The following is a 16,564-nucleotide window of genomic DNA, read 5'->3' as shown; positions in this document are numbered from 1 at the left end:
TGGGTTCCCGACATGCATGAGGGACCCGTACGAGCCGGCCCGGGGCGACGAGTCCGTGCAGGCGCCGGGCGGGTCGCCCCACTCCGGCCGGGCCGGAGTGCCGGCCTCAGCCGATCCGCCGGTACCGTCGCTCCGGACGCCCCGTCCCCCCGTACCGCAGCGTGACCTCTGCGCGGCCCGTCTCCGCGAAGTACTCCAGGTAACGGCGGGCGCTGACGCGCGAGAGGGAGCCCGCCTCGGCGCATTGTGTGGCCGAGAGGCCCTCCGGGTGGGCGCGGAGGATGCGGTCGACCAGGTCGGCCGTGTGCGGGGCGAGGCCCTTGGGGAGTCCGCGGGAGCCGGGCGGGCGAGTGCCGAAGAGCTGGTCGACGTCCTCCTGGCGGGCCTCGTCCAGGTCGTCGAGGCGGGCCCGCAGGGACGCCACGTGGCGCAACTGCTCTTGGAGCGCCGCCTGGTTGAAGGGCTTGATCAGGTAGTGGAGGGCTCCCGCGCGCAGCGCCGAGCGGACCGTGCCGGCGTCGCGGGCCGCGGTGATGAAGAGGACGTCGGCCGGCTGACGGTCCCCGTCGCGCTCCTCCGCCGCACGCAGCTCGCGCAAGACGCTGATTCCGTCCATATCGGGCAGATAGATGTCGAGCAACACCAGATCGGGGCGCAGCCGCTCGGCCGCGCGCAGCGCTTCGGCGCCGCTGTGGGCCACCCCGGCCACCGCAAAGCCTGCCGTGGCGGACACATAGCGGCCGTGCAGCTTCGCGACCATGAAGTCGTCGTCCACCACCAGCACGTTCACCGGAAGTCACCTCGCGAGGCCGGGCCGCCCTGCCCCCGGGCTGCACTTCTTCGACCGGGGGTCCGGGGATCGGCCCCCGGGAAAGCGCAGTACGCCGACACGCTAGGCGGCGACCGCAACGACCACAACGTCCGTTGATTCCGGAAGAGAGACAGCTTCTTAACACGCAGGCAACATGTGGGCCACTTCACAAGTTCCCCCGCTCTGCTCGAAAGGCGGCTCACGTGCGATTGCGCACACCCCTCGCCCTGCTCGGGGCAGCGCTGCTGGTGCTCGTAGGGCCACCGCTGCTCACCACGGGCAGCGGCGCCGAAACCGGCACACAGATCCCCGGCCTGCGCTTCATGGTCCCCAACACCCCCGGCGGCGGTTACGACATCACTGCCCGCACCGCGGCCAAGAACGCCGAGGACGCGGGGCTCACCCACAACATCGAGGTGTTCAACCTCCCCGGCGCCGGCGGTACCGTCGGGCTGACCCGGCTCGTCGGCGAGCACGGCAACGGACGCCTCGCCATGTCCATGGGCCTCGGTGTGGTCGGCGCCGTGCACACGAACAAGTCCCCGAAGACCCTCTCCGACACCACCCCGATCGCCCGGCTCACCGAGGAGCAGGACATCGTGGTGGTTGCGAAGGACTCCCCGTACCGGACGATCCAGGACCTGCTCGACGCCTGGAAGAAGGACCCGGGCAAGCTGCCCGTAGGCGGCGGTTCCTCACCGGGTGGGCCCGACCACCTCGCCCCGATGCTGATGGCGCAGGCGGCGGGCATCGCCCCCAAGTCCGTCAACTACATCCCGTTCGACGGCGGCGGCGAGCTGCTCGCCTCGATCCTCGGCAACAAGGTCGCCTTCGGCGTCTCGGGCGTCGGCGAGTACCTCGACCAGATCAGGTCGGGGGAGCTGCGGCTGCTCGCCGTGACCGGTCCGAAGCGTGTACCGGGCCTGGACGCGCCCACCCTGCGCGAGGCCGGGCTCGACACCGAATTCACCAACTGGCGCGGCATCGTCGCCCCGCCCGGACTCTCCGACGCCGAACGCGACAAGCTCGTCGGCCTCGTCCGGAAACTGCACGACTCCCGACAGTGGCAGGACTCGATGAAGAAGAACGGCTGGAACGACGCCTTCCTCACGGGCGACGCGTTCGGCGACTTCCTCGACCAGCAGAACACGCGCGTCGACACCGTGCTGAAGGAGCTGGGACTGTGACCACACAGACAGCCGAACCCCGGCCGACCGAGGAAACCCGTCGCTCCTGGCTGCGCGAGCGCTCCGAACTCGGCGTCAGCCTGCTGCTGTTCCTCATCGGCATACTCGTGCTGACGGACGCGCTGACGATGGACGTCGACATCGCCCAGCGCGGTCCGATCGGGCCGAGGACCGTGCCCGTCGTCGTCGGCACCGGCCTCCTCGCCGTCGCGGTGCTCCTTGCCGTCGACGTCCTCCGCGGCGGCCGTGGCGAGTCCGAGACCGGAGAGGACATCGACCTGTCCGAGCCGAGCGACTGGCGTACGGTCCTGCTCCTCGCCGGGGTCTTCCTCGCGAACGCCGTCCTCATCGGGCCCCTCGGCTTCCCCGTCTCCGGGGCCCTGCTCTTCTGGGGCTCGGCGTACGCCCTCGGCAGCCGCCACCACCACCGTGACCCGCTGATCGCCGCCGGGCTCTCCCTCGTCATCTACTTCGTCTTCAACAACCTGCTCGGGGTTCCGCTGCCGGGTGGCCCGCTGATGGGGGTGCTCTAGCCGATGGATTCGCTCAACTCCCTCATCGACGGGTTCGGAACGGCCCTGACGCCGGTCAACCTCTTCTGGGCGGCGCTCGGCGTGCTGCTCGGCACGGCGATCGGCGTCCTGCCCGGCATCGGGCCCGCCATGGCCGTGGCCCTGCTGCTCCCGGTGACGTACGGACTCGAGCCGACCGGCGCCTTCATCATGTTCGCCGGCATCTACTACGGCGCGATGTTCGGCGGCTCCACCACATCGATCCTGCTCAACACGCCCGGTGAGAGCGCGGCGGTCGTCGCCGCCCTGGAAGGCAACCCGATGGCCAAGGCGGGCCGCGGCGCACAGGCGCTCGCCGCCGCCGCCGTCGGCCACTTCGCGGGCGGCATGATCGGCACGATCCTGCTCGTCGCGCTCGCCCCGACGGTCGCCGCACTCGCCGTGGACATCGGCGCGCCCGACTACTTCGCCATCATGGTGCTGGCCTTCATCGCCGTGACCTCCGTGCTCGGCTCGTCACGGATCCGGGGGCTCGCCTCACTGCTCATCGGACTGACGCTGGGCCTGGTCGGCCTGGACCAGATGACCGGGCAGCAGCGGCTCACGTTCGGTTCGCTCCAGCTCGCCGACGGCATCGACGTCGTCATCGTCGCGGTCGGACTCTTCGCGATCGGCGAGGCGCTGTGGGTCGCTGCCCATCTGCGGCGCACCACCGGCGAGGCGATCCCCGTCGGCCGGCCCTGGCTCGGTTCGGCGGATGTACGCAGGACGTGGAAGTCCTGGCTGCGCGGACCGGTCATCGGCTTCCCGTTCGGCGCGATCCCGGCCGGCGGCGCGGAGATCCCGACCTTCCTCTCGTACGTGACGGAGAAGCGGTTCTCCAAGCACAAGGAGGAGTTCGGCAAGGGCGCGATCGAGGGCGTGGCCGGTCCCGAGTCGGCGGCGTCCGCCTCGGCCGCGGGCACGCTCGTGTCGATGCTGACCCTGGGCCTGCCGACCACGGCGGTCGCGGCGGTGATGCTGGCCGCCTTCCAGCAGTACGGCATCCAGCCGGGCCCGCTCCTCTTCGAACGCGAACCCGACCTGGTCTGGGGCCTCATCGCCTCGCTCTTCGTCGGCATGGTGCTGCTGCTCGCGCTGAACCTGCCGCTCGCGCCCCTGTGGGCGAAGCTGCTGCGCATCCCGCGGCCGTACCTCTACGCGGGAATCCTCTTCTTCGCCGCCGTCGGCGCCTACGCGGTGGGCGGGGAGGCGCTGGACCTCGTCATCCTGCTGGCCATCGGCCTGATCGGCTTCGGTATGCGGCGGTACGGGCTTCCGGTGCTGCCGGCGGTGATCGGCGTCATCCTCGGCCCGGCCGCCGAGCAACAGCTGAGGCGTGCGCTGCAGATCAGCGACGGCAGCGTGACCGGCCTGGTCGACACGCCGTTCTCGGTGACCGTGTACGCGGTGATCGCGGTGCTGCTGGCGTGGCCGTGGCTGAAGAAGCTGATCACCCGGGGGCGTCGCCCGGCGCAGTGAGCACGGCTCGCGAGCCCGGCACGATCCGGAAGACGGGCCTCTGGCTGAGGAGATCGGTGAACCGGCCCTCGCGGGCCAGGAGTTCGAGCGCGTCCAGGGCGCGCTCTGCCTCCTCGGCCGCGCGGGGGTCGGTCTTCGCGAGGCCGCTCTCGCGGAACTCGTCCTCGTCCAGGCGGAGGATCTCCGAACCGTCCGCCGACACCCACAGATCGAGGTCCAGGTCCTCGACGACCAGCTCGACGCCGGAGCGCACGGCCGGCCGGGTGATGTCGCAGTACCAGCCCTTGAGCGTGCCGCCGGGCCCGCGGACGTCCTTCACCGCGTACCAACGGTCGCGCCAGTAGTACTCCGTGAAGACATCACCCTGCTCGAAGCGGACGAAGCCGAAGTCGCGCGCGCCCTCTCCCGCCCAGGGCGCGCGGACGACGATGCGGGCGCCGTCGTCGGAGACGAGCTCCGCCGGATATCGGATCTTGGTACGGCCCGCCTTGACCAGGACGACCTCGATCCGCTCAGCCGAGGGTGCGGACATGGCGGACCTCCGTCGCGCATATCTCGTAGCCGAACCACTTGTTGATCGCCAGCATCGGGCCGTTGCCCGTGTCGTTGCCGGTGACCGCCTCCGTGTACCCCGCGGCGCGGGCGCGGTGCAGGGAGTCGTTCTTGGCGAGCTTGGCCAGACCCCGGCCGCGGAAGGCGCGGGCGGTGCCCGTCATCACCGTGCCGTAGCGGGTGGAGCCGTCGGTCCGAGCGGCGCTGAACGCCGCCGGGCGACCGTCGGCCAGGGCCACCGAGGTCAGCTCGCGGCTGAACAGGGGATGGTTCCAGGTCTCGGCCAGCCAGTGCTCGTAGTCCGTGAACTCCGTGTCCACATCGCTCGGCTCGTCGGCCGTGGTCTCCGCGTCCAGCTCGAACAGCGGCCGCGGATCGTCGGCGAACTGGTCACCGGACACGATCCTCACCCCGGCCGGGGGCGCCGACAGCGGCGGCAGGGTGCCGCCCGCCAGGTCGAGACGGAGGAAGTGCGCGGAGCGGCTCGAGCGGTAGCCGTGGCGTTCGGCGAAGGCGCGGTTCGCCGGCTTGTCCAGCACCCACGAGTACACGGTGTCGGCGCCTGCGACCGCCAGATGCTCCTCGGCGGCGCGGAGGATCAGCGCCCCGGCGCCCCGGCGGCGCCGGTCCGGATGCACATAGACATTGGCGTAACCGACGCCCGGCTCCGGGCTGTCGTACACGATCCCGACCTGTGCCGTGCCGATGATCTCGTCGTCCTCCAGCGCGATCAGCTGCCGGTAGCGGGCGTCCGGATGCGCGTGCGCGGCGTCGAACACGACCGACTCGGCGCTCGCCAGCATGAAGGGCAGGGCGGCCCGCCGGACCCGGGCGAAGCCCTCGGCGTCCTCGGCGTTCCGGGGGCGTACATCACGCACAATCACCGTCATGAGAGGGCACGCTACGTGCGCCGGCGAGGCCGTCGCCTCCCATTTTCCACCGACCGGCGGAGCGCTGGGGGACAATCGGGCGGTGACCTTGAAGATCGTCATCGATACGCACTCCGCCACCGCGCCCTACGAGCAGCTCCGCGCCCAGATCTCCGGGCAGGCCCGCTCCGGCGTACTGCCCGTCGGCTACAAGCTGCCGACCGTACGGGGCCTCGCCGAGGAACTGGGCCTCGCCGCCAACACCGTCGCCAAGGCGTACCGCGCCCTCGAGGGCGACGGGGTGATCGAGACTCGCGGCCGCAACGGGACGTTCATCGCCGCGGCGGGCGAGGCCGCGGAGCGCCAGGCGGCGTCGGCCGCGCAGGCGTACGCGGAGCAGGTCCGCCGCCTCGGGCTGTCCCGCGAGGACGCGGCGGCGGCGGTGGAGGAAGCGCTGCGGGCGGCGTACGGCAAGTGAGGATGACGAAGGGTCGGCGCCTCTGCGGCGCCGGGCCCTTCGTTCAGCGGCCGGCAACTCCTGTGCCGGGCAGAGGATGGATACCTCCGGTCACAGATACAGCCCCGCGTCCGCTTCGCCGTGCTGGGCCGGCACCGACGCCGGTGTCGTCCCCCGCCGCAGGGCGTACAGCTCCGCCAGCGTCGCGCCGTCGCGGGCCACGCCCTCGTCCGTGCCCAGCCAGCTCACCGCCTCCGCGCGTGTGAGCGGGCCGACCTCGATCCGGGCGAGGCAGCGGCCCGGGCGGACGACCGCCGGGTGGAGGCGCTCCAGGTCCTCGTTGGTGGTGACGCCCACCAGGACGTTGCGTCCCTGGCCCAGCAGCCCGTCCGTCAGGTTGAGCAGACGGGACAGCGCCTGGCCCGCCGTGTGCCGGGCCTCGCCGCGGATCAGCTCGTCGCAGTCCTCCAGGAGCAGCAGCCGCCAGCGGCCCTTCGCCGTGCCCTCGTCCTCGCCGATCGCGATGTCCATCAGATAGCCGACGTCGTTGAAGAGCCGCTCCGGGTCCAGCACACAGTCCACCTGGCACCAGTCCCGCCACGAGCGGGCCAGGGTGCGCAGTGCCGACGTCTTGCCCGTGCCCGGCGGACCGTGCAGGAGAAGCAGCCGGCCCGCGATGTCCTCCGGGGTCACCTTCATCAGCCGGTCCATCGCGTCGGCCACCGGTGCCGTGTAGTTGGGCCGCACCTCGTCCCACGTGCCCGCGCTGATCTGGCGGGTGGTGCGGTGCGGGCCGCGGCGCGGGGACACGTACCAGAAGCCCATCGTCACGTTCTCGGGCTGGGGCTCCGGCTCGTCCTGGACACCGTCCGTCGCCTGCTGGTGGATCTTCTCGGCGAGCTCGGAGCTGACCGCGGTGACCGTGACGTCGGCCCCGCGGTTCCACCGGGAGATCAGCAGCGTCCAGCCGTCGCCCTCGGCGAGTGTCGCGCTGCGGTCGTCGTCGCGTGCCGCGCGCAGCACGGACGCGCCCGGCGGCAGCAGCGTGGCGCCGGACTTGACCCGGTCGATCGTGGAACTGTGCGAGTACGGTTGCTCGCCCGTCGCGAAGCGGCCGAGGAACAGCGCGTCGACGACGTCCGACGGTGAATCGCTGTCGTCGACGTTGAGCCGGATCGGCAGTGCGTCCTCAGGGTTGGCAGGCATGGCGCCCATGATCCGGCACGAGGGCGCTCCGCGCACGATGTTTTGACGCGTGGCACGTGGTCAGCGTGGCGTGGGTGCGACGACTCATTCGCGCAACACCCGTACCGCCCTGCGCGCCCGGCGGACGAGGGCGTATCCCTTCGTCAGTGCCCGGTCGCCGGCGAAGTTGCGCGCGATGGCGCGGCCTTCGGCGAGCCGCTCGAACTCCTCGATGCCGGTGCTCCGCCGCACGGTCACGCGCTCCAGGGCGTACGGGCCCTGGCGGCGGCGGGCCAGTGCGTTGCCCACGGCGAGCGACTGGGCGAAGCCCGCGGCGCGCACCATGTGCCGTACGCGCCGGCTGGAGTAGCCGTACGGGTAAGCGAACGAGAGCGGGGCCGTGCCCAGCTCCCCGGCGATGATCTCCCGGCAGCGCAGCGTCTCGAACCGCAGCCGGCGGTCGTCGAGCTGGTCCAGCTGCGGATGGGTGTGGGTGTGGCCGCCGATCTCGGTGCCCGCGGCGGCCAGGGCGCGTACCTGGTCCCAGTCGAGCATGGTGTCGAGGGCGCCGCCCGTCTCGTGCTCACCCCGCAGCCAGCCGGTCGACACGAAGAGGGTCGAGGCGAAGCCGTGCTTGGCGAGGACGGGAAGGGCGTGCCGGTGCACGCCCTCGTAGCCGTCGTCGAAGGTGATCAGGACGGGGCGGGGCGGCAGTGGCTCGCCGCGCCGCCACGCCCGCCCGAGCTCAGCCGTGGTGACGGGCGTGAAGCCGCGCTCGCCGAGCAGCTGCATCTGCTCGGCGAAGGCATCCGGCGACACGGACAGTCCGTACGTCGCGGGAGCGGGCCGATGCCCGACCGCGTGGTACATGAGGATCGGCACGGCCTGGTTCACGGCGACGGCTCACCTCGCGGGCCTCGCGGGCCTGCCGGGCTTCCCGCACCCGACCGGCTTCCCGGGCCTGGCGGGCCTCCTGCCCCCGCCGGGCTGCTCGCGCCTGCCGGGCTTCCCGCACCCGACCGGCTTCCCGGGCCTGGCGGGCCTCCTGCCCCCGCCGGGCTGCTCGCGCCCGCCGGGCCCCGCGACGCGTACGCGGCGATGGGGCCGTGGGAGAACGCCACTCCGGAGCGCGTACGCACGTTCGCCAGCGCGTACCCCGCCGCCGCCGTGGCCACGCCCGCCACGATCGCGGCTGCCCGGCCCGCCCCGCCGGGTCTGCCCAGCAGGGCGTCACGCAGTCCCCGGGCGACGCCCGCCGGGAGCACCCGCGTCGTGTACCGGCGCTCGGACTCCAGGCCCTTGTCGCTGCCGACGCTGCGGGCGACGAGGGCCTTGGACAGGCCTTCGGCGTACGTACGGGTGCGGAAGTAGCCGAAGCGCTCACGGGCCCGCGGGACCTTGTGGTGGATGACGGCGCGGTCGTCGATCAGCAGGACCGCGTGGGGGAGGGCCCGGCCGAGCCGGATGCACAGCTCGGTCTCCTCGCAGCCCAGCGGCCGTTTGTCGCCGTCCCGTCCGATGCCCGTGGCGAAGCCGCCCGCGGCGTCGAAGGCCGTGCGCCGGAAGGACGCGTTCCCGCCGAGGACGTTGCGGACCTGCACCCGGCCCGGAGGCAGGCCCCGGTAGGTGCACCCGACGACCCAGTCGAACTCCTCCGGGAACCAGGCGGGCCGTCGGCCCGACGCCCAGGCCGGCACGGTCCTTCCCCCGACGGCCACGACGTGCGGATCCTCGTAGCCCTCGTCGAAGTACCGGAGCCAGTCGCGCTCGGCCACGGCGTCGTCGTCGAGGAAGGCGACGATCTCGCCGCGCGCGGCGGCGATTCCGGTGTTGCGGCCCGCCGAGAGGCCGCGGGGGCCCGCGTTGGCGAGCACCCGCACCTCCTCGCCGTACGCCGGCCCGGACGCCCGGTACACCGTGAACTCCTCGGTGAGGCGCTCCCGCAGCGCCGGATTGTGGTCGACGACGAGCAGCGTCTCCAGCGCAGCCCGCGACTGGGCCCGCACCGAGTCGACCGCCGCGAGAATGTCCTCCCAGCGGTCCTCGGTGTAGACGCAGATCACCACGGAGTACGTCCGGTGGCTCAAGAGACTCCTCCCCGCGGAGCCTTGAGGGTGAGCGCGGGCGTACGGCGCGCCGGGCGGCGGACGCCCTTCTCCTTGAGGATCACCTTGAGGACGCGCAGACCGTCCCGTACGGCGCTGAGGTTGCTCACGCCGTGGATGCGCAGGTACTCGTGGCTGGGCACTTCCTGGACCCGCAGTCCGGCCTTGACCACCCGGATGTTCATCAGGGTCTCGATCTCGAAGCCGGTGCAGTCCAGGGTGATTCTGTCGAGGCAGTGGCGCCAGAAGGCGTTGTAGCCGTAGCAGAGGTCGGTGTAGCGCGCGCCGAACTTGGCGTTGACGACGGCGCACAGGACGCGGTTGCCGAGTCTGCGGATGGCCGTCATGTCGTCCGTACCGCCGCCGTTGGCGAAGCGGGAGCCCTTGGCGAAGTCGGCGCCGCCGACGAGTGCGGAGACGTAGCTGACGATCTCCTGGCCGTCGGCCGAGCCGTCCGCGTCGACCATGACGATGATGTCGCCGGTGCACGCGGCGAAACCGCTGATGAGTGCGTCCCCCTTGCCCTTTCCGGCCTGCTTGACGACTTTGACGTCGGGCCACAGTTCCCGGGCGACATTCACGGTGTCGTCCGTGGAATTGCCGTCGACGAGGACGACTTCGTGGATCCATTCGGGCAGCGTCTTGAAGACGTACGGAAGGTTCTCCGCCTCGTTCATGGCCGGGATCACGACGCTGACGGGCGGCGTGATCGCGAGATGAGAGGAGATCGGGCGGTACTGGGCCGGTATGCGGCCCAGTGTGGCCGTGGCCACGGCGGTCGCCGTGGCCGTGACGGTGGCAGTGGTCCCGGCGGTGTTCCCCGGGACCGCCGGGCGCAGGAACGAGCTCATGAGTCGGTTTCCCTCTCGTCCGGTGGACCGCCCGTCCCGGGCGGTCCGGATGAGTGTCCGGTTCGAAAGGGGGGTTCTCACCCCGGCCATGACGGCATGGATCACCGTGCACAGTGGGTGAGTCGGCATTGCAGGTCGCGCGGCCCGTGAATCGGCACATGCGCAATGGCACGACCGAACTCGGCACCCCCCTACCGCGCTCCGCTCCGGCCCTGGCGTGACGCTCGACCCCTCCCCTGGAGTCGCCTTGCATGATGGGCCGTTGCGGGTGGATGTACGACGGTATTGATGATTAGGACTGTATGACAAGACCTGGACCGAGGTCTCACGTTTCTACTTCTTTTTCCTTCCCGGGCCGAAATGCACAAGCCTGTTCCGCATCCCGGTGAGAAAGAGAGAGAAAGTGATCGCTGCGACGGATGTGACACCGAATGCGACGGACCGGATGTCCAGCGTCCGCATCAACAGGGCGATGAAGAGATCGACGACCACCGCGCCGGCCGCCGACAGGACGAACCGGGCCGGGCATGCCAACGGTCGCAGTGCCGTGGCAAGTCCGGCGGCCGGTGCGACGAGGAGATAGAAGAGCGCGAGCGGCGCGCGCAACGGTGAGTCGAGGCCGGTGAGTGCCAGTGCCGCGCCGACCCCCGACACCGCCAGGGCTCCCCCCGCGAGCACCGGCAGCACATCCGATCGGGCCTGACGGAGTGCGTCCGGTTTGCTGGTGATCGTCTGCATGGGCGACTTTGCCCCCCAAGGCGCCAGATGCGTGCATCCATGCTGGGCTGCGTCCGACGGTCCGTCAAGAAGTTGGCACCGGCCCCCCGATTGTTCTTGGCATGGACACTTCCGGTGAACTATGGGGCGTGCTACGACAGTTGAGGCAGAGATCCTGCTAAAGGGAGGTTCCATGAAACTGTCCCGAATCGCGGCATTCTCATCCTCACTCCTCCTCGGCGCCGTCCTCGCTCTCACCGGAGCGGGCCAGGCGCAGGCCGCCCAGAGCGCGGCGGCACTGGACTACGTGGCCCTCGGCGACTCGTACTCCTCGGGCCTCGGCGCCGGCTCCTACATCAGCTCCAGCGGCGACTGCAAGCGCACCAACCGGGCCTACCCCGCCCTCTGGGCGGCCGCCAACTCACCCTCCTCATTCGCCTTCACCGCCTGCTCGGGCGCTCGTACGAGTGATGTGACGGCGAACCAGCTCGGCCCCGTCACCTCGGCAACCGACCTCGTCTCCCTCACCATCGGCGGCAACGACGCCGGCTTCGCCGACGTCATGACCACCTGCGTCCTCCAGTCCGAGAGCACCTGCATCGCCCGCGTCGAAGAGGCGAAGCGCTATGTCGACACGACCCTGCCCGGGCGTCTCGACTCGGTGTACTCGGCGATCAGATCCAGGGCGTCGGCCGCGCACGTCGTCGTCCTCGGCTACCCCCGCTTCTACCGACTCAACGGCAGCTGCGTCGCCGGACTCACCGAGAACGAGCGCGCGGCCATCAACGGCGGCGCCAACCACCTCAACGCCGCCATCGCCAAGCGCGCAGCAGACCACGGATTCACCTTCGCCGATGTCGTCCCGGCCTTCACCGGGCACGAGATCTGCTCCGGTGCGGCCTGGCTGCACAGCGTCAACTGGCTGAACATCGGCGAGTCGTACCACCCCACCGCGTCGGGACAGTCCGGCGGCTACCTGCCTCCGTTCAGTTCTGCGGTGTGAGCGAATCCGTCGGATAGGAGGGCTCGCCCGTCGGGGCCTCCTCCTCGCACGTCACCGAGAACACCACCCAGTTCGAACGCGCCTCGACCGGACTCCGCACCTCGAGCCGGATCCGGTCGTGGTGCGCCGCGTTCTCCTCGTACGTCAGCTCGATGTGATTCACGTGCTGCGACTTCCCTTCCCCGGAAGGGAAGTCGATCGTCTTCCAGCCCTTGCCGGACGTCCTGCCGCTCTCGGTCACCCATCGGTACGAGACGGAGGCGGGCGTACGTCCCACGGTGACCGTCGCCCGGAAAGCGGGGGCCTCGGCCTCGGGCGGCGGGCAGGTGCCGCTGTAGCTGCCGATCACGGCCTGGGCGTACACCCGCACGGTCTGCGGTGGCCGTGCCGTCGCCGAGCTGTGGCCGCCGGAGCTCGTGCTGTCCGTGGTGCTCGGGGTCCCGGACGTGCCCTCGGGGGAGCTTTCCCCGGACGTGGCCGGGCCGGTGGTGGCGCCTCCGTCCGCCGTGCCGCCGTCCGTCGCACCGCTGCTCGTGCCTCCGCTGCCGTTGTCCTTGTCGCCGTTGCCCCCGCTGTTCACGAGCGCGTAGGTGAGGCCGCCGATCGACAGGAGCAGGACGGCGATTCCGGCGACCAGCGCGGTGGTGGCACGTCGCGGCCGGCCGGGCGGGGCGGAGGTCGCTCCCGTCGGCGGGGTGGGCGGCCCGAAGCCGCCCACAGGTGTCGCCGCTGCCGTCGGTGCGGGCGCGGCCGGTGTGCCCGAGGTGACCGTCGGGGCGTACGGGCCGGAGGGCTGCGGGGGAGCGGAGCCGGTGCGCGGAGTGCCGCCGGCGCCCACGATCCGCAGCTCGCGCTCGGCCTCCTCCGCGGACAACCGTTCCGCGGGATCCTTCCGCAGCAGCCCGGCGATGACCGGCCCCAGCGCGCCCGCCCTGCGGGGCGGAGGGAGCTCTTCGTCGACGACCGCCCGCAACGTGCTCAGCGGGGTGTCCTGGCGGAACGGGGAGATCCCCTCCACGGCGGCGTACAGCAGCACCCCGAGCGACCACAGATCCGACTCCGGGCCCGGGGTGCGCCCCAACGCCCGCTCCGGGGCCAGGAACTCGGGCGATCCGACCAGCTCGCCGGTCATCGTCAGATTCGACGTGCCCTCGACCATCGCGATACCGAAGTCCGTGAGCACCACCCGGCCGTCGTTGGCGAGCAGCACGTTCCCGGGCTTCACGTCGCGGTGCAGCACCCCGGCCTCGTGCGCGGCCCGCAGCGCGGCGAGGATCTCGGCCCCGATGCGTGCGGCGCGCTGCGGGGGCATCGGGCCCTCGGCCTCGAGCACCTCGGCGAGCGAGAGCCCGCGGATCAGCTCCATCACGATCCATGGCCGGCCGTCGTGGGACGCCACGTCGTAGACCGTCACCACGTTGCGCTGCGAGATGCGGGCGGCCGCCCAGCCCTCGCGCTCCAGCCGCGCGTACAGCCGGCGCACATCGGTCGTGCCGAGCGCGTCGGGTGCCCGCACCTCCTTGACCGCGACCTCCCGGCCGAGTACCTCGTCACGGGCGCGCCACACGACGCCCATGCCGCCCTCGCCCAACCGGTCGAGAAGGCGGTAGCGCCCCGCGATCAGCCCCTCGTCGTCCCGCTGGTCGTCGCGACCCTCGTTCCGGCCGTCGCCCGGCACTTCGCTCATCACGAGCCCCCCATCCGCAGCAAAGCGACCATCACGGTGGAAACCTTTCCAAGCTAGCTCAACTGATGGCCCCTGCGGCCCCTCTGAACAGCAATCCACACCCGAGTACGAGCACGGCGACGGCTGTGCTCAGCGGAGCGGTGCGGTGCACGAAGCCGATGAGCCGTCCCCCGCGCCGCCCGCCGCCCCGCCGCCGGGCCAGCCAGGCGCCCGCGCGCGCCCCGAGCCGTACGACGGCGAAGCCCGCGGCGGCGAGCGTGAGAGCGAGGCCGAGGCCGTACGCGACGACGAGCAGCAAGCCGAACCAGGCGTGCCCGAGGGCCGCGGCGCCGACGAGCACGACGACGGCGGAGGGGCTGGGCACCAGGCCTCCGGCGAAGCCGAGGAGGACGGTGCGGCGGAGCGGCTGGGTGCGGGTGCGGGAGGGAGGCGTGTCGTGCGAGTGCGGGCGGGGGTGTTCGTGAGGGTGCTCGTGGGCCGGCTCCGCGGTGTCGTCGGCACGCTCGTGGCTGTGGCTGTGGCTGTGGCTGTGAGCGTGGCCGTGGGAGTGCGCGTGCCCGGAGCCCGGCCAGGGGAAGTGGGTGTGCCCGTGCCCGTGCTCGTGCGCGCGGTGGTGCCAGGCCCGGCGTACGAGGAGGGCGCCCGCCACCGTGACCAGTGCGCCGCTCGCCACGCCCAGCCAGCCCACGACCGACGGGCTCACGGTCGAGCCCGCGGCCACGACGGCACCCAGCACGAACACACCGAGGGTGTGGGTCACCGTCACGGAGGCGCCGAGGGCCAGGACGTCCCGCAGGGAGCTCCGGCCGCCCGCCGCTGCCGCCGCGGCCATCAGCGTCTTGCCGTGCCCCGGGGCGAGAGCGTGCAGCGCTCCGAGGCCGACGGCGATCGCGAGGGCCAGCGCGCCGAAGGAGAGGGTGAGCTCGTGCCGCTCGACGAGCCCGGTCAGGGCCTGTGTCCAGCGGTCGACGCCGCGCGGCAGTACTGAAGGGGGTGCGGCGGTCGCCGTGTCCTCGGCCAGGGCGGGGCCGCCCGGTACGACCGTCAGCGTCGCGGTGGTGCGGTCGGGCGGCGAGTCGAGCAGGCCTGCCGGGTACGCGGAGAGCCTGCGCGACACGGAGTCCCGGGGCACGTCCGACGAGGCCAGGGTCGTACGGTCGCCGCGTGCCGTGATCTCCCGCCACCCCGGCCCGCCGGTGCCCGTCCGGAAGTCCACGGCCGCGCCGCGGTCGGGCAGCGGTGCCGTCATCCGGCACTCCATGCGCAGCGTCGGCAGCCCCGCCTGCCCGGGCCGGATCTCCGCCCGCGCGGTGCCGGCACTGACGGGTACCGCCCGACCGTCCACCCGCAGCCGTGCCTCTTGCGCGGCGGTCCCGCACCGCGCCTGCGCCCACGCGGCGAGCTCGGCCGCCGAGAGCGTCCGGGGCCGGACCCGGGCGGTCGGGATCTCCGCGAGATCCTCGACGTGGTCGATCCGCAACTCGTCCGCAGAGGCGACGAGTCCGTCGTAGTGGTTGACGGTGAAGTTCCCCAGCGGGTGCGCGGCGGCGGGGGTGGCGCCGGCTGCCAGCAGGGCGACGGTCGCGGCGAGCACGGCGGCGAGGCCGGTGACAGTCCTGCGGAGCTTGCCCCTCCACGCCCCTTCCGGAACCGAGGGCTTCGCCCCCGGCCCCGCCGGGACGCGCCCGGCACCGCCGGGTGGGCCCGCGTGTCCGTCCGCGAGCGCCGGACGGGCTTGTGCGCCCGATACCGCCGGGTGGGCCCGCGTGTCCGTGCTCGAGTGCCGGTGGGGCCCGGATCGAGCCGGAAGATCCGGGGCGGCGAACAGCCCGCCGGGGGCGCCGGACCCCCGACCTCTCCACCAGCGCGGGAATTGCCGCCTCATGACCCCTCCAGCCCGTCCAGCGCGCGCCGCGCCTCCCGTGAACCCGTCGGCGAGAATGCGGGGTTGAGTGCCAGTGCCCGGGACAGGGACTCCCGCGCGCCCGCCTCGTCGCCCGCCGCCCGCTCGATCATTCCGCGGTGGTAGAGGAACACGGCGTTCCGGTACCCGGTCGCGGTCGCCTTCCTGGCATGGGGGAGCGCCTCCGCCGACCGGCCGGACCGATGCAGCGCCCATGCCAGCGCGTCCTCCGTGTGGACCGTGCGGCGCCGCTGCCATTCGGCGCGGGCGGCGCGCAGGGCGTCCGCGCGATTGCCGTGGTCGGCGGCGGCCAGCGCGGTGTCCAGGTCGGGGTTGACCCCGCCCGCGCGGGCGAGGCCGGTCCAGGTGCCGAGGACCGCGTACTGCTGCTCGGCCCGTTCGCGCTGCCCGGTCGCTTCGTACAGCTCGCCGAGCGTGACGAGCCGCGCCGGCAGTGGCGCGCGCTCGACGATGCCCTCGAACTCCTCGATCGCGCCCAGGAGATCGCCCTTCCCGGCACGAGCACGAGCCCGGCAGTCCCGCGCCTCCAGGTTCCCGGGCTCGGCCTTCAGCGCGTGGTCGCAGTGCCGCAGCGCCGTTTCGTACTGGCCTTCGTGCCACGCGAGTTGACCCAGCGCGGTCGCCGTGTACGCGATGTCCGCGGAGCCGGCGGCCGAGTCCAGGGCGAGTTCCAGCACCCTCCGCGCCTCGGCCGTGTCGCCGCGCAGCTCATGGACGTACGCGAAGCGCGTGAAGACGGGGATGCCGGGCCGGCGGGCGTCCGCCTGCTTCGCCGCCTTCGACGCGTCGCCGTACCGGCCGAGTTCGACGAGCGCGTCGATCCGCACGGCGAGAGCGCGCTCGCTGTAGGCGTTCACGGCCAGCGCGCGCTCGGCGTCCCGCAGTGCCGCGGGGAAGTCGTGCCGGGCGGCGGCGAGGGCGGCCCGTCCGGCGAGGGCCTCGGCGTTGTCGTCCGGCCGGAGCCGCAAGGACCGTGCGAACGCCTTCTCGGCCTGCGGATAGCGGGACGGGTCGCCACTGACCCGGGCCTCCTCCACGTATGCGGCCCCGAGCGCCGCCCAGGCGGTCGCGTCCTTCGGCTGTGCCTTGAGGTGGGCCTGCAGGGCACCGACGCCCTGCCCGGCCACGGACGCGGCCGCCGCGACGGGGGCCGCCGCCGGGGCGGGGGGGGTGTGAGATCGGA

At 72.4% G+C, this 16,564-nt stretch carries 16 protein-coding genes; 5 read left to right on the top strand and 11 right to left on the bottom strand.

The genetic code is table 11. From position 1 onward, the window contains the following. Positions 1-106 precede the first annotated feature (106 nt). Positions 107-784: a response regulator gene (locus ABT078_RS37385; protein ID WP_351236001.1), complete on the bottom strand. Its 678-nt coding sequence runs from the start codon at positions 782-784 to the stop codon at positions 107-109. A gap of 230 nt (positions 785-1,014) precedes the next feature. Here ABT078_RS37385 and ABT078_RS37380 point away from each other — a divergent pair, with 230 nt between their 5' ends. Genes ABT078_RS37380 through ABT078_RS37370 form a run of 3 tightly spaced genes read left to right on the top strand, consistent with a single transcriptional unit; the run spans position 1,015 to position 4,031 of the window. Next, complete coding sequence (locus ABT078_RS37380; RefSeq protein ID WP_351235969.1) at positions 1,015-1,998, top strand: Bug family tripartite tricarboxylate transporter substrate binding protein; 984 nt, start codon at positions 1,015-1,017, stop codon at positions 1,996-1,998. Beyond that, positions 1,995-2,531, top strand: a complete 537-nt coding sequence (locus ABT078_RS37375; protein WP_351235967.1) for a tripartite tricarboxylate transporter TctB family protein — start codon at positions 1,995-1,997, stop codon at positions 2,529-2,531. The genes ABT078_RS37380 and ABT078_RS37375 overlap by 4 nt, the downstream gene beginning before the upstream one ends. 3 nt (positions 2,532-2,534) lie before the next feature. Further along, entirely contained in the window at positions 2,535-4,031 is a 1,497-nt protein-coding gene (locus ABT078_RS37370; RefSeq protein ID WP_351235965.1) for a tripartite tricarboxylate transporter permease, read from the top strand. Here the strand turns inward: ABT078_RS37370 and ABT078_RS37365 are convergent. Together ABT078_RS37365 and ABT078_RS37360 are read right to left on the bottom strand one after the other, a co-directional pair. Then, positions 4,003-4,563 (bottom strand): ribonuclease FAU-1 family protein, encoded by a 561-nt coding sequence (locus tag ABT078_RS37365; RefSeq protein WP_351235963.1) that lies wholly within the window; start codon positions 4,561-4,563, stop codon positions 4,003-4,005. The genes ABT078_RS37370 and ABT078_RS37365 overlap by 29 nt on opposite strands. Further along, a complete protein-coding gene (locus tag ABT078_RS37360; RefSeq protein ID WP_351235961.1) occupies positions 4,544-5,473 on the bottom strand; it encodes a GNAT family N-acetyltransferase in 930 nt (309 codons plus the stop codon). The genes ABT078_RS37365 and ABT078_RS37360 overlap by 20 nt, the downstream gene beginning before the upstream one ends. A gap of 82 nt (positions 5,474-5,555) precedes the next feature. Between ABT078_RS37360 and ABT078_RS37355 the strand changes: the two genes are divergently transcribed. After that, positions 5,556-5,930, top strand: coding sequence for a GntR family transcriptional regulator (locus tag ABT078_RS37355; protein ID WP_351235959.1), 375 nt, complete (start codon positions 5,556-5,558; stop codon positions 5,928-5,930). Positions 5,931-6,020: 90 nt separating this feature from the next. Here the strand turns inward: ABT078_RS37355 and ABT078_RS37350 are convergent, their stop codons facing one another. The 5 genes from ABT078_RS37350 to ABT078_RS37330 all read right to left on the bottom strand — a co-directional run bounded on the left by ABT078_RS37350 (position 6,021) and on the right by ABT078_RS37330 (position 10,788). Beyond that, positions 6,021-7,115, bottom strand: a complete 1,095-nt coding sequence (locus tag ABT078_RS37350) for a DUF5925 domain-containing protein (protein ID WP_351235957.1) — start codon at positions 7,113-7,115, stop codon at positions 6,021-6,023. A gap of 84 nt (positions 7,116-7,199) precedes the next feature. Continuing rightward, positions 7,200-7,964, bottom strand: coding sequence for a polysaccharide deacetylase family protein (locus tag ABT078_RS37345; protein ID WP_351235999.1), 765 nt, complete (start codon positions 7,962-7,964; stop codon positions 7,200-7,202). A 20-nt stretch (positions 7,965-7,984) separates the two neighbouring features. Next, entirely contained in the window at positions 7,985-9,181 is a 1,197-nt protein-coding gene (locus ABT078_RS37340) for a glycosyltransferase family 2 protein (RefSeq protein WP_351235955.1), read from the bottom strand. Continuing rightward, positions 9,178-10,050 carry a glycosyltransferase family 2 protein gene (locus ABT078_RS37335; protein ID WP_351235953.1) on the bottom strand — a complete coding sequence of 291 codons (873 nt, stop codon included), beginning with the start codon at positions 10,048-10,050 and terminating at the stop codon, positions 9,178-9,180. Before ABT078_RS37335 ends, ABT078_RS37340 begins: the two co-directional genes overlap by 4 nt. Positions 10,051-10,383: 333 nt before the next feature. Continuing rightward, the gene (locus ABT078_RS37330) at positions 10,384-10,788 is read right to left on the bottom strand and encodes a hypothetical protein (protein ID WP_351235951.1); all 405 of its coding nucleotides are present in this window, start codon (positions 10,786-10,788) and stop codon (positions 10,384-10,386) included. Between the two features lie 172 nt (positions 10,789-10,960). Between ABT078_RS37330 and ABT078_RS37325 the strand changes: the two genes are divergently transcribed. After that, a complete protein-coding gene (locus ABT078_RS37325) occupies positions 10,961-11,770 on the top strand; it encodes an SGNH/GDSL hydrolase family protein (RefSeq protein WP_351235949.1) in 810 nt (269 codons plus the stop codon). Here ABT078_RS37325 and ABT078_RS37320 read toward each other — a convergent pair. From ABT078_RS37320 to ABT078_RS37310, 3 genes are all read right to left on the bottom strand, one after another. Next, the gene (locus ABT078_RS37320) at positions 11,754-13,457 is read right to left on the bottom strand and encodes a serine/threonine-protein kinase (RefSeq protein ID WP_351235947.1); all 1,704 of its coding nucleotides are present in this window, start codon (positions 13,455-13,457) and stop codon (positions 11,754-11,756) included. The genes ABT078_RS37325 and ABT078_RS37320 overlap by 17 nt on opposite strands. A gap of 58 nt (positions 13,458-13,515) precedes the next feature. After that, a complete protein-coding gene (locus ABT078_RS37315) occupies positions 13,516-15,051 on the bottom strand; it encodes a HoxN/HupN/NixA family nickel/cobalt transporter (RefSeq protein WP_351235945.1) in 1,536 nt (511 codons plus the stop codon). A 287-nt stretch (positions 15,052-15,338) separates the two neighbouring features. Then, on the bottom strand, positions 15,339-16,564 hold a 1,226-nt coding region (locus ABT078_RS37310), incomplete at its 5' end, for a hypothetical protein (RefSeq protein ID WP_351235943.1).

Source organism: Streptomyces sp. NPDC002133, from assembly GCF_040296405.1.
GTDB lineage: Bacteria > Actinomycetota > Actinomycetes > Streptomycetales > Streptomycetaceae > Streptomyces.
Note: the sequence above shows the minus strand (reverse complement) of the source record. Positions and strands in the feature narration are given on the sequence as shown.